Raw genomic sequence first — 12,418 nt, 5'->3', positions numbered from 1 at the left:
GCCTATTTAAGTGATGTGCTGAAAAGGTTACCGACACACAAAGTGACCCAAATTGAAGAATTGCTACCACACCGCTGGAAACCTAAATCGAATTAAAAAATAGGTATGGGATTCAGCGGACGCTTACTTTGTATGTCACTAACTTTTAGAGTGTTTAATTCGAAAATTATTAAGGACGAATAAATCAAAGACAGATAAATTGTTATTATTTAAATATTGAAGTGTGGAGAGGGTAGGCACTCCATTAAAAGATAGAGTTAAACTCTATCTTTTAAAAAAGTATGATTTGCGTGCTTGGTGCAGTTGCTGTAAAGCTAAAACATAAACTCACAACAGTAATTAAAATAACCGAAAATAGGAAAAAGCGTTTTGCCCATAATTGATCATTTTCAGCTTTGAAGCCAATGACGCCAATATAGAACCAATAAATACAAAGTGCATTCAAAATAACCAGATACAGCCAGTTTGCATAACCAAATACAAACAGTCCATTCATGGCAACGGTAAATAACACCACATAAATCAGTGATTCAATTTTCGTTCGTAAAATTGAACGAGCAACTGGCAAAATTGGAATCCCCGCATTTTTGTAATCATCAAAACGGTAAATTGCAATCGCCCAAGAGTGGGGCATTTGCCAAAGTGCATAACCTAAAAAGATAAGTAGTGCAGCTAAGTCAAATTGATTTGCAACAGCCGTATAACCAATGACAGGTGGGCTTGCACCTGAAATACTGCCAATAATGGTTTGATGAATTGTTGTACGTTTGGTCCATAGACTGTAAAAGCCGACATAAACCGCGAAACCAATCAGTGCAAAAAGAAAAGCGTATGCGTTAACTCCAAACCATAAAATGCTAAAACCAATCACACCCAATACCACTGAATAAATCAGCGCGATAGGAACAGAAACAGTTTTTTTCACTAAAGCACGGTTTTGTGTGCGTTGCATTTTTTGGTCGATGTCTTGGTCAATAATATTGTTGACCACACATCCTGAGGCGACAACAAGCGTTGTACCAAGCAGAGTAAGCAGTAGGAGAAGGAAATCTACAGAACCTTGGGCAGCTACAAAGTAGCCACCCAAAGTGGTAATAAAATTACCAAAGAGAATTCCTGGCTTTGTCAGGAATAAATACTTTTTCAGCATGACAACCAGTTTAGATCATCATGTTGTAGTGTAGGTAGTTCATGATCCATACAGAACCAACCAAAAGGATGGCAATGGTCAGAATGGTATACACGAATGCAATCACGTTCCAACGTTGCTCTGAAGAAGAATTCATATGCAAGAAATAAATTAATTGAATAAGAATCTGAGCAACTGCTGTAATCGAAATAACAGTAATCAAAATACCACGGCCAAAACCACCTGCCATAACCATACCAAAAGGAATAATGGTAAGGATAACAGAAAGGATAAAGCCAATCGTATATTGCTTAGTGTTACCGTGTGATGCACCAGCAGAGTTGTGATCGTGACTCATTAGAGAACTCCCATCAAGTAAACTACGCTGAATACACAGATCCAAACGATGTCAAGGAAGTGCCAGAACAAGCTTAGGCAAGCTAAACGACGCATGTTCGGAATAGTCAAACCATATTTCTTGATTTGAACCATTAACACGATCATCCAAACTAAACCTGAAGTTACGTGAATACCGTGCGTACCAACCAAAGTAAAGAACGCAGATAAGAACGCACTCGTACTTGGACCATGTCCAGCGTGAACTAAATGGTTGAACTCATAAAGTTCCATACCAATAAAGATCGCACCGAAAACCCAAGTCACGCCTAACCAAGTTAGAACTTTAGCAACATCTTTCTTGTAAGCAGCTAAAACGGCAAAACCGAAAGTTACAGAAGAAATCAACAGGGCAAAAGTTTCTGTTAAAACGAAGCCTAATGACTCGCCAAACAAATCTTTAGCTGTTGGAGTGCCTACTGGAACGTGGCTACTTAATACAGCGAACGCGATGAAGAGTGTACCGAAAATTACAAGGTCACTCATCAAGTAGGTCCAGAAACCAAAGACGGTGATGTCCGTATCATCGTGGTGATGATCATCATGTCCGTGGTTGTCGTGATGAAGTACTTCAGCCATGTCTTAGTCCTTCTTCAAGTGTTTTTCAAGGATCGCATAGCGTTCGTTTTCAATACGCTCAACTTCAGCAGCAGGAACATAGTAGTCCACTTTCTTCGTGAAAGAACTCACGATGAAGCTGATGATTGCCGCAATGAACGTAACGATTGCTAGCCACCAAATATGCCAGATTAATGCGAAGCCCATAGTTGTAATAAACATTGCAATTATGAAGCCAGCTGCACGGTTAGTTGGCATATGGACATCTTCATACTTCGTTGGACGAGCGTATGCAACACCATTTTCTTTGTCAGTCCAGAAAGTATCAATACCATTGATCTTTGGAAGGTGAGCAAAGTTATAGAACGGTGCTGGAGAAGAAGTAGCCCATTCAAGCGTACGACCATCCCATGGATCACCTGTAAGATCTAAACGTTGGTTGCGTTGTAAGAAACCAACCACGATCTGCATAACGAAGCAGAATATACCAATAGCAATTAACACAGAACCGAAGAATGCAATTGCCAAGTATGGATCCCATTCAGGATTGTCATAAGTATTCAAACGACGTGTCATACCCATGAAGCCAAGGATATAAAGTGGCATGAATGCAAAGTAGAAACCGAAGAACCAGAACCAGAATGCTGCTTTACCCCAAGTTTCATTGAGTCTCCAACCAAACATTTTTGGCCAGTAGTAAATGATACCTGCGAACATCCCGAATACAACACCACCAATAATTACGTTATGGAAGTGAGCAATCAAGAATAAAGAGTTGTGTACAAGGAAGTCCGCTGGTGGAACTGCCATTAATACGCCTGTTAAACCACCGATACCAAAAGTCACAAGGAAGCCAAGTGTCCATAGCATTGGGGTAGTGTAGGTAATACGACCCTTGTACATAGTGAATAACCAAGAGAAGATTTTCACACCAGTAGGAATCGCAATAATCATGGTCATGATACCGAAGAACGCGTTAACGTTGGCACCTGCACCCATGGTAAAGAAGTGGTGAACCCATACAACAAGTGATAACACACCAATTGCAACGGTTGCGTACACCATTGATTTGTAACCGAACAAAGTTTTGCGCGCAAAAGTCGCAGTTACTTCAGAGAAAATACCAAATGCTGGTAATATTAAGATATATACTTCTGGGTGACCCCATGTCCAAATCAAGTTTACATACAACATTGGGCTACCACCCATGTCGTTCGTAAAGAAGTGGAAACCGAAGTAACGGTCAAGCGTTAACATCGCAATTGTCGCAGTTAAAACTGGGAAAGTTGCAATGATAAGTACCGCAGTAACTAATGATGTCCAAGTGAAAACAGGCATGTCCATAAGTTTCATGCCAGGCGCACGCATTTTGATGATGGTAACGAAGAAGTTAACACCAGTAAGAAGCGTACCTAGACCAGAAACCTGAAGTGCCCAAATATAGTAGTCAACACCAACACCTGGAGAATATTCGATACCAGATAGAGGAGGATAAGCCATCCAACCTGTAGCAGCGAATTCACCTAATGCAAGTGAAACCATCATTAAACCTGCAGCACCAGCGAATAACCAGAAGCTTAAAGAGTTTAATAACGGGAAGGCTACGTCACGAGCACCAATCTGTAATGGTACAGAGATGTTCATTAAGCCAACAACAAGACCCATTGCCACGAAGAAGATCATGATCACACCGTGTGCGGTGAAAATCTGGTCATAGTGTTCTGGGTGTAAATAGCCTTCACCACCACCTTTCGCAAGGAACTGTTGAAGACGCATCATGATCGCATCTGCGAAGCCACGAAGTAACATGACTACAGATACAAAGATATACATGATACCAATTTTTTTATGGTCTACAGATGTGAACCATTCGTTCCACAAGTAGCCCCATTTTTTGAAGTAGGTAATACCAGCAATCGCTGCAAGACCACCTAAGATCATCGCTGCAACAGTTACCAATACGATTGGATCGTAAGGAATTGCATCTGGACCTAACTTACCTAATAAGCTCATGTCTTATTCCCCTTGAGAAGCAGTCGCATGTTCAACTGCTACATGAGTTTCAGAAGCAGGCGCTTCACCAGCCACTACAGGAGCTGAATGGTCAGCACCATGGTAGTTACTCATATAGTTATTGATCACTGATTCAAACAAGCCTTGCTCAACAGAAGAGTAATAAGTCACAGGATGTGGCTGAGTCTTATATGGACCTTCTTTTAAAGCCGTTGCAGCAAGTTTTTTCTCTAATTCAGTTTTGGCGTTACGAACCATTGCATCAATTTGTTTCTGTGAACGGTTACCGTCACGTAAAGAAGCAAATTCAGCTTGATCTAAAACTGTTTTTTGAACAGCTTGAGGATTGATAGTCGTACCTTGACCTGCTTTAACAGCTGTTACCCATTGCTCAAAATCAGCTTGAGTTACAGAGTGAGCTTTAAAGCGCATTTGCGAGAAACCATAACCTGAGTAGTTAGATGAGAAACCACGGAATTCGCCCGTGTTGTCTGCTAAAACGTTCAAGTGAGTTTGCATACCCGCCATTGCATAAATCTGACCAGATAATGCAGGGATAAAGAACGAGTTCATTGTGAAGTTAGATGTTAAACGTAAGCTTACAGGCGTTTGCTCTGGGAAGCGTAATTCGTTAACAGTAGCAATGTTCTGTTCTGGGTAGATGAAGATCCATTTAAATTGTTCAGCAATAACTTGAACAGTTAAAGGAGCTTTTTCGGATTCTAGCGGACGGTAAGGGTCGTACTTGTGGGAACCCCACCAAGTTAACCAAGCTAAAATACAAATAATAATAACAGGTATACCCCATACTACAATTTCAATTGCAGTAGAGTGTGACCATGTTGGTTGATAGTCTGCGTCTTTATTCGATGCGCGATATTTCCAACCGAACCACAATGCCATAATTGCAGATGGAATAACCACCAATAGCATTAGGTAAATCGCAGTCATCATCAGGTTACTTTGACCTGCTGCAACTGGACCTTTTGAGTTCAGAAGTACTAAATCACCGCCACACCCAGTTAAGAGTGCAGCCATCGTAGATAAAGACAATACAGCTAAAATCGTTTGTCTCATTTTACAACCTCGGTGAAGAGTCCCATTCCCTAATTTAATATGGGATAGCGATTAAAGTGTCGCATGATTAAAAAGACATCAAAAAAGATGAAAAAGTCTTCTTAATCATCGGACACCGCTACGTTGTAGGGCATTATGCCTGATATCGACAAACTAAGCTACACATAAAGCGGCTTTAAGTGGAGGGAATAAAAACCAATTTTTATACTCGGAATTATTTGTGTTAATTTTAATTTATTTATATTTATCAATATTATAAGAAAAAAGGGATGATCAATCATCCCTGAATAAATAAAATCAAATTATTGCTTTACGACTTTGGTTTTGGCGAGTTTATCGTGCAAAGCCTGTCGTTTTGCACCAAATGCAAAGCCATAATCTAAAATTGTGATGAAGGGCATAAACATCATATTCAAAATAATGAAAATGATAGAGCGAATAGTAAACACACGCATTAGGCTGACTTTTTCATCGGTTTCAGCATCGACAATCTTAATTTTAGTCAGACGTTTGCCAATACTTTGTCCAGTTTTAGCCAGCAGGAAGGCTTGTATGCCCAGCATAATCAATAAATAAATTGCCACCGCTTGCCAAGCTTGCATTGGAATGAGCTGAAAGAGTTCAGTTTGCAATTGCATGGCTTGATCAGACGTTGTCGCTGCCTGCATTTTTTGTTGTAAACCAGACAATTGTTCAAACTGGTCCGCATTTAAGAAAAAAGAGGGAAGTGCTGCTGCAGGCAACCATAACAACATGTCTATAATTTTGGCTAAAGCACGTTGGTTAATGCTCGCCAATTCATTTTTTGTTGCCTGTGTTCTTGAATTTGATGATGCTGAGCTTGGTCGTGATGTGTTTGTAGCCGTGTAATCTGTATTTTGAAAAGGTGAATGTTCAGGGGCAGGTGGTGTGCTGACGTAGCCTTGTGGTTCATATACAAGTTTACCTTGGGTGAGTTCACCTAAAGCTTTCCATTCGCTCATGCCTTGGTGCCAAGCCAAATCTGTCAGCAACACTTGTTGGCTGGCGAGCATTTGGTTGAGCTGCTCTAAGGTGTATGGCCCAGCTTGTTGATTATTTCGTGCCAAGTAAATTTGCATAAATATAAAATCTCAAAAAATGAATTTGAAAAAAAACCCACGCAGGTGCATGGGTTTTCTTTTAACACGTTTTACTACGCTTGTTGAGCTTTTTCTTCAGAAAGGAAGAACCAAGTGTCTAAAACTGAGTCTGGGTTTAAAGATACAGATTCAATACCTTGTTCCATTAACCAACGTGCAAGGTCAGGGTGATCTGAAGGGCCTTGACCACAGATACCGACATATTTACCTGCTTTACGGCATGCGTGAATTGCCATAGAAAGTAATGCTTTCACTGCAGGGTCACGTTCATCGAACAGGTGAGAAACAATGCCTGAGTCACGGTCTAAACCAAGTGTTAACTGAGTTAAGTCATTTGAGCCGATAGAGAAACCATCGAAATGCTCAAGGAATTGTTCAGCCAACAATGCGTTGGTTGGTAATTCACACATCATGATCACTTTCAGACCATTTTCACCACGTTTTAAACCATTCAGCGCAAGCAATTCGATCACACGTTTTGCTTCAGCAACGGTACGTACAAATGGAATCATAATTTGTACGTTGGTTAAGCCCATTTCGTCACGTACTTTTTTCAAGGCACGACATTCAAGCTCGAAGCAGTCACGGAAATTGTCAGACACATAACGACTTGCACCACGGAAGCCCAACATTGGGTTTTCTTCTTCTGGCTCATATAACTTACCACCAATTAAGTTTGCGTATTCGTTTGATTTGAAGTCAGACATACGCACAATCACTGGTTTGTCAGCGAATGCAGCAGCAAGGGTAGAAATACCTTCAACCAATTTTTCTACATAGAATTCGATTGGCGATGAATAGCCCGCAGTACGCGCCATAACTGCTGCACGTGTTTCACGTGGTAAGCTGTCAATATTAAGCAATGCTTTAGGATGCACACCAATCATACGGTTGATGATGAATTCTAAACGTGCAAGACCAATCCCTTCGTTTGGAATTTGAGCAAAGTCAAATGCGCGGTCTGGGTTACCAACGTTCATCATGATTTTGAACGGAAGTTTAGGCATAGATTCGATTGAGTTCTTTTGAACTTCAAAATCTAAAGCACCTTCATAAATGAAACCTGTGTCGCCTTCGGCGCAAGAAACTGTAACTTCCTGACCATCAGTCAAAACTTCAGTTGCATTACCACAACCTACAATTGCAGGTACGCCTAATTCACGGGCAATAATTGCAGCGTGACAAGTACGACCACCGCGGTTAGTGACAATTGCAGCAGCACGTTTCATCACTGGTTCCCAGTCTGGATCAGTCATGTCTGAAACAAGAACGTCACCTTCCTGAACTTTGTCCATTTCTTTAATAGACGTTACAACGCGGACTCTACCAGAACCGATACGCTGACCAATTGAACGACCTTCACAAATGACCGTACCTTTTTGTTTCAATAGGTAGCGTTCCATAGTACCGACGTTTTCACGGCTTTTTACAGTTTCAGGACGTGCTTGAACGATGTAGATTTGACCGTCATCACCATCTTTTGCCCATTCAATATCCATAGGCGCTTGATAATGTTCTTCAATAATTAACGCTTGTTTCGCTAATTCTTGTAGTTCGTGATCATTTAAAGAGAACTGTTGGCGATCTTGTTTTTCAACATCGACCACAACTACAGATTTACCAGCCGCGCCTTCTTCACCATAAATCATTTTTTGGTGTTTAGAGCCAAGGTTACGACGTAAAACTGAGTGTTTGCCTGCTTTTAATAAAGGCTTAGAAATATAGAATTCATCTGGGTTAACTGCACCCTGAACCACCATTTCACCCAAACCATAAGAAGCAGTAATGAATACAGCATCACGGAAACCAGATTCTGTATCTAGGGTAAACATTACACCAGCAGCGCCAGTTTCTGAACGTACCATACGTTGTACGCCTGCAGACAAAGCAACGACATCGTGGTCAAAGTTTTGGTGTACACGGTAAGAAATCGCGCGGTCGTTGTACAAAGATGCAAAAACTTCTTTAATGGCAATTAATACGTTGTCAATGCCACGGATGTTTAGGAATGTTTCTTGCTGACCTGCGAAAGATGCGTCTGGTAGATCTTCTGCAGTTGCAGATGAACGAACGGCAACCGCGATGTTTGGGTTGCCGTTAGAGAGTGCTTCAAAAGCAACTCGGATTTCTTGTTCTAGTGATGCAGTAAGCGGAGTGTCGACAATCCATTGACGAATTTTTGCACCAGTTTCAGCAAGCGCATTCACGTCATCTACATTGAGTGTTTTTAGCTCTGCTTGAATTTTAGCGTTTAGGCCACTTTGCTCGAGAAATTCACGATAAGCAGCAGCTGTTGTTGCAAAGCCACCTGGTACCGATACACCAGCATTAGATAAGTGGCTGATCATTTCGCCCAAAGATGAGTTTTTCCCACCCACGAGCTCAACATCGTGTTTCCCTAATTTTTCCAGACCAATTACGCGCGCTTCCAAAGTTGTTACTCCACTTTTGCAGTATTAATCACTATCTTGTCATGAAATTATAATAAATCTACTTAGCAATTTGGTTTTACTAAGCGACAGTCATGTAAGATCGGTTTACTATAAAGATTATATAGCACTAAGACAAATGTTTAAGGAGAATTTTAATGTCAGATGGTAAACAAATTAAGCGGAGTGTTTTTTTTATTTCCGATGGAACTGCAATTACGGCTGAAACCCTTGGACATTCACTCTTAGCGCAATTTCCAAATGTGGACTTTGATATTCATATTCATCCTTATATTACGTCTGAAGAAGCGGCTATGAATGTGGTGGCAGAGATTAATGCCCGAGCACAAATTGATGGTCAATTACCTTTGGTGTTTGATACCTTGGTTGACCAATATGTGCGTGACATTATCAACACTGCCAAAGCAATTAATTTAGATGTATTTGAAGGCTTAATTAGTAAGCTTTCTGAAGAGTTAGGAACACCACCAACCACTTTGGTCGGGCAGACGCATGCCGTAACAGATTCTGAATCTTACAAGGCACGTATTGATGCGGTGCATTTTGCCTTAGATAACGATGATGGCGCACGTACACGCCATTACGACAAGGCCGATCTGATTCTGATTGGGGTGTCGCGTTCGGGTAAAACGCCAACTTCCATCTACCTTTCTTTACAGTTCGGGATTCGTGTGGCGAACTATCCATTGACTGAAGAAGACCTCGATGACAACCGTTTGCCAGCCGTATTAAAGCCGCATAAACATAAGTTATTTGGCTTGATGATTGATGCTGAACGCCTTGTGGCAATTCGTACTGAACGTAAAGCCAATAGCCGTTATGCAAGTTTTAATCAATGCCAAATGGAATTGCGTGCGATTGAAGGTATTTATATTTCAGAAGGGATTAAATATTTAAATGTTTCAGAAATGTCGATTGAAGAAATTTCAACACGTGTTTTACAAATGACAGGTTTAAAACGTCGTATTGGTTAATGAAACTATATGTATTAAAAGAGCCAAAATTTTATTTTGGCTCTTTTTTATTGGATTTAAATAGAATAAAAATCAAGCTACTATTTATTTAAATGATAATGCTTTTAGTGTGACTTAAAATGTAATGATAATGGTATCAATTGGATGTTCTTGTCCATCAATACTATGCACGCTATGTGCACAGACTTTGACAATTGGCCAAGTAATCAAATGGCAATTTTCGCGTTGTAAAGCTGAATAATAATGATCAGATTTAAAATAGCGTTGATGTGTATCTGCAATGTTTGGTGTGAGTTGACGTTTAAGCCACGTGTCTTTGACTTGAGCATCTAAAAAGCGTAAAGCCAAAATATTTTTGACGCGGTTATTAAACAAACGTCGATTTTTAAACACCAAAGGATGGCTAATTAGGCGATGGATGCCACGTTCTGTACTTGGCAGGACAAAATGCGGTGCAATTTGAAAGACTTGAACAGATGTTGCTTGCTGACAAATTCTATCGAGTTGTGCCACGCTGTCCTGATTTGCACCAATAACTGCAACGCGTAAACCTGTGAAGTCATGCTGTTTGATTTCAGTTGCAGGAATGCATTCGCCTTGGAATTCTTGAAAATCTGCCAAGCAGTTTTGAAAAGCGTGTCTATGTACGTCGTGTTTAGGACTGACCATGCTGAATCTCTTGATATATTCATTTTATAAATTAGAACATTTACTCTATTTTGTTGGGGCAGTACTGTTTGGTAAAGTCTTTTGTGCAGGCGAGCCAGTCATTCCTAAAGATTGAAAATTAATTCAACTGAGATTACTGAGATTTAAGCGAAAGAGAACAAGAAAACGGATTTAAGTTATTTATTTTAAATGTTTTTAATTGATGAAACCTTGTAGCTCAATAGAACTACAAGGTCGGAGCTAATTAAGTATCTAACTTCATTTGCATGAGCAAATCAAAGTTATGTAAGCGTTTTTCTGTGTCATAGATGTCACAGGTAAAAATAAACTCATCGACATCATACTTCGCCAATAAGTTTTCCAATCCTGCTTTGACAGTCGCCTTTGAGCCAATTTGCGCCATGGCATAAAAACTATCAACTGACATTTTTTCTGCAGGTGACCATAAGCCATCCATACTTTCGACTGGAGCTTTGAGTTTTAGGCTTTGTCCACGCATTAAACCTAAAACACGCTGATAGGCACTAGTCGCCAAAAATTCTGCTTCTTGGTCGGTATCTGCAACCACTGTTGGCACACCCATAGACACATAAGGCCGCTCTAAATATTCTGAAGGCTCAAAATTGTCACGATATAACTGAATGGCTTGAGCAAGCATACGCGGGGCGAAGTGTGAGGCAAATGAGTAGGGTAGTCCTAATTTTGCAGCAAGTTGTGCGCTAAATAAACTTGAACCAAGCAACCATACAGGAACGTGTGTCCCTTGTCCTGGCGTAGCAACAATACGTTGTTGTGGTTCAGCATCTTTAAAGTAATGCAAAATTTCTAAAACATCTTGCGGAAATTGATCTTCAGTTTCCTGTCGCCCACGACGCAGCGCACGCATGGTCACTTGATCTGTGCCTGGTGCGCGACCTAAACCGAGTTCAATACGGTTAGGATATAAAGTCGCTAAAGTTCCAAACTGTTCAGCGACCACTAACGGTGCGTGGTTGGGGAGCATAATACCGCCAGAACCGAGTTTAATTTTTTGCGTATTTGCTAATAAATAACCCAAAAGAACTGCGGTTGCTGAGCTGGCAATGCCATCCATATTATGATGTTCCGCCAACCACAAACGGTCATAGCCGAGTTGTTCTGCGTGTCGTGCTAATTCAAGTGCATGATGCAGTGAAAACTGTACTGATTGATCATCACGTACAGGTGCGAGTTCAAGAATGGCAAATTTTGTGTCTTGCAGGGAACGCATCATTTATTCCAGCTTGATTAAAGAGAGTTTTATCATACGATGCTGCACTGATTTTGTATATCGAAAATTTTCGATATATGGGCGAGTCATGAGATATTGCCATTTAACAACGCGCGACATTCATCCAAAAAGCACGCTTTATAAAAAAACATTTATCCAAGCAAGTAGTCAGCAAACAAAAAGCACCCGAAGGTGCTGATTGTTAGAAGTATCGTGAGAAATTAACGACGTTTACCATTTTTATAGTGACCTAAATGTAAGCCATTGTCTTTGCGGTAACGGTCATTATAACGGTAGTCATTGTAGCGATAGCCACGGCTATCATAGCGGCGGTCATAACGATCATCGTAGCGTTTGTTGTCATAGCGGTCATCTCGACGGTCTTCGCTAACTTTTTGACCTAATACTGCACCACCTGCAGAACCGAGTCCTGCACCGACATAGCCACCATTGTTGCCTGCCATATTGCGACCAACGCTATATCCACCTGCACCGCCCAAGGCAGCACCAATCATGGCACCGTTACGGTCACGTTTATTGGCAGAAGCTGCAGCACCGCCCGCACCACCAATGGCTGAACCAATCATCGCGCCTGTTTGTCCACCCATTTGTTGACCAATTGCTGCTCCGACAGCACCACCCAAGGCAGAACTTACGTAAGCGTCCGCTGAACCCCATGCCTATTTTTTAATTTGAGTTGGATTTCCAGCGATGTGGCAGTAATTCTTCTATTTGGGTCGCTTTATGCGTCGGCAGCCTTTTCAGCACATCACTTAAATAGG

12 protein-coding genes and 1 pseudogene are annotated in these 12,418 nt (G+C 41.0%); 2 read left to right on the top strand and 11 right to left on the bottom strand.

Annotated elements, in window-relative coordinates:
- The coding region (locus ACEO2X_RS11765; RefSeq protein WP_179992416.1) for a transposase domain-containing protein at window positions 1–96 on the top strand (96 nt) is incomplete at its 5' end.
- Window positions 97–271: 175 nt separating this feature from the next.
- Here the strand turns inward: ACEO2X_RS11765 and cyoE are convergent.
- The 7 genes from cyoE to ppsA all read right to left on the bottom strand — a co-directional run bounded on the left by cyoE (window position 272) and on the right by ppsA (window position 8,726).
- Window positions 272–1,150, bottom strand: a complete 879-nt coding sequence (gene cyoE, locus ACEO2X_RS11760; RefSeq protein ID WP_286396726.1) for a heme o synthase — start codon at window positions 1,148–1,150, stop codon at window positions 272–274.
- Window positions 1,151–1,160: 10 nt separating this feature from the next.
- Window positions 1,161–1,487: a cytochrome o ubiquinol oxidase subunit IV gene (locus ACEO2X_RS11755; RefSeq protein WP_004973158.1), complete on the bottom strand. Its 327-nt coding sequence runs from the start codon at window positions 1,485–1,487 to the stop codon at window positions 1,161–1,163.
- Window positions 1,487–2,104 (bottom strand): cytochrome o ubiquinol oxidase subunit III, encoded by a 618-nt coding sequence (cyoC, locus tag ACEO2X_RS11750; protein WP_096900905.1) that lies wholly within the window; start codon window positions 2,102–2,104, stop codon window positions 1,487–1,489. Before cyoC ends, ACEO2X_RS11755 begins: the two co-directional genes overlap by 1 nt.
- A 3-nt stretch (window positions 2,105–2,107) precedes the next feature.
- Window positions 2,108–4,096, bottom strand: a complete 1,989-nt coding sequence (gene cyoB, locus ACEO2X_RS11745) for a cytochrome o ubiquinol oxidase subunit I (protein WP_371972065.1) — start codon at window positions 4,094–4,096, stop codon at window positions 2,108–2,110.
- Between the two features lie 3 nt (window positions 4,097–4,099).
- Complete coding sequence (gene cyoA / locus ACEO2X_RS11740; RefSeq protein ID WP_004973169.1) at window positions 4,100–5,173, bottom strand: ubiquinol oxidase subunit II; 1,074 nt, start codon at window positions 5,171–5,173, stop codon at window positions 4,100–4,102.
- Between the two features lie 302 nt (window positions 5,174–5,475).
- Window positions 5,476–6,273 carry an RDD family protein gene (locus ACEO2X_RS11735; RefSeq protein ID WP_004973172.1) on the bottom strand — a complete coding sequence of 266 codons (798 nt, stop codon included), beginning with the start codon at window positions 6,271–6,273 and terminating at the stop codon, window positions 5,476–5,478.
- 74 nt (window positions 6,274–6,347) lie between these two features.
- Window positions 6,348–8,726 carry a phosphoenolpyruvate synthase gene (gene ppsA, locus ACEO2X_RS11730; RefSeq protein WP_004973175.1) on the bottom strand — a complete coding sequence of 793 codons (2,379 nt, stop codon included), beginning with the start codon at window positions 8,724–8,726 and terminating at the stop codon, window positions 6,348–6,350.
- Window positions 8,727–8,881: 155 nt separating this feature from the next.
- On the opposite strand from ppsA, the gene ACEO2X_RS11725 reads away from it, so the two are divergent.
- A complete protein-coding gene (locus ACEO2X_RS11725) occupies window positions 8,882–9,718 on the top strand; it encodes a pyruvate, water dikinase regulatory protein (protein ID WP_004973178.1) in 837 nt (278 codons plus the stop codon).
- Between the two features lie 114 nt (window positions 9,719–9,832).
- Here the strand turns inward: ACEO2X_RS11725 and ACEO2X_RS11720 are convergent, their stop codons facing one another.
- The 4 genes and pseudogenes from ACEO2X_RS11720 to ACEO2X_RS11705 all read right to left on the bottom strand — a co-directional run.
- Entirely contained in the window at window positions 9,833–10,387 is a 555-nt protein-coding gene (locus ACEO2X_RS11720) for a flavoprotein (RefSeq protein ID WP_371972064.1), read from the bottom strand.
- Window positions 10,388–10,631: 244 nt separating this feature from the next.
- Window positions 10,632–11,636, bottom strand: a complete 1,005-nt coding sequence (locus ACEO2X_RS11715) for an LLM class flavin-dependent oxidoreductase (protein ID WP_004973182.1) — start codon at window positions 11,634–11,636, stop codon at window positions 10,632–10,634.
- A gap of 221 nt (window positions 11,637–11,857) precedes the next feature.
- Window positions 11,858–12,289: pseudogene (locus tag ACEO2X_RS11710) on the bottom strand (hypothetical protein); the annotation flags it as partial.
- A gap of 34 nt (window positions 12,290–12,323) precedes the next feature.
- Window positions 12,324–12,418: transposase domain-containing protein (locus ACEO2X_RS11705; protein WP_136143756.1), on the bottom strand; the 95-nt coding region annotated here is incomplete at its 5' end.

This window comes from Acinetobacter sp. AL9, from assembly GCF_041464035.1.
Taxonomy (GTDB): Bacteria; Pseudomonadota; Gammaproteobacteria; order Pseudomonadales; family Moraxellaceae; genus Acinetobacter; species Acinetobacter towneri.
The sequence above is the reverse complement of the archived record's forward strand: the minus strand, read 5'-3'. Positions and strand labels throughout refer to the sequence as shown.

What these genes read in the sequence shown, in the direction of transcription:
- cyoE (WP_286396726.1), bottom strand. Translation starts at nt 1,150, where the DNA reads ATGCTGAAAAAGTATTTATTCCTGACAAAGCCAGGAATTCTCTTTGGT.
- ACEO2X_RS11755 (WP_004973158.1), bottom strand. Translation starts at nt 1,487, where the DNA reads ATGAGTCACGATCACAACTCTGCTGGTGCATCACACGGTAACACTAAG.
- cyoC (WP_096900905.1), bottom strand. Translation starts at nt 2,104, where the DNA reads ATGGCTGAAGTACTTCATCACGACAACCACGGACATGATGATCATCAC.
- cyoB (WP_371972065.1), bottom strand. Translation starts at nt 4,096, where the DNA reads ATGAGCTTATTAGGTAAGTTAGGTCCAGATGCAATTCCTTACGATCCA.
- cyoA (WP_004973169.1), bottom strand. Translation starts at nt 5,173, where the DNA reads ATGAGACAAACGATTTTAGCTGTATTGTCTTTATCTACGATGGCTGCA.
- ACEO2X_RS11735 (WP_004973172.1), bottom strand. Translation starts at nt 6,273, where the DNA reads ATGCAAATTTACTTGGCACGAAATAATCAACAAGCTGGGCCATACACC.
- ACEO2X_RS11725 (WP_004973178.1), top strand. Translation starts at nt 8,882, where the DNA reads ATGTCAGATGGTAAACAAATTAAGCGGAGTGTTTTTTTTATTTCCGAT.
- ACEO2X_RS11720 (WP_371972064.1), bottom strand. Translation starts at nt 10,387, where the DNA reads ATGGTCAGTCCTAAACACGACGTACATAGACACGCTTTTCAAAACTGC.
- ACEO2X_RS11715 (WP_004973182.1), bottom strand. Translation starts at nt 11,636, where the DNA reads ATGCGTTCCCTGCAAGACACAAAATTTGCCATTCTTGAACTCGCACCT.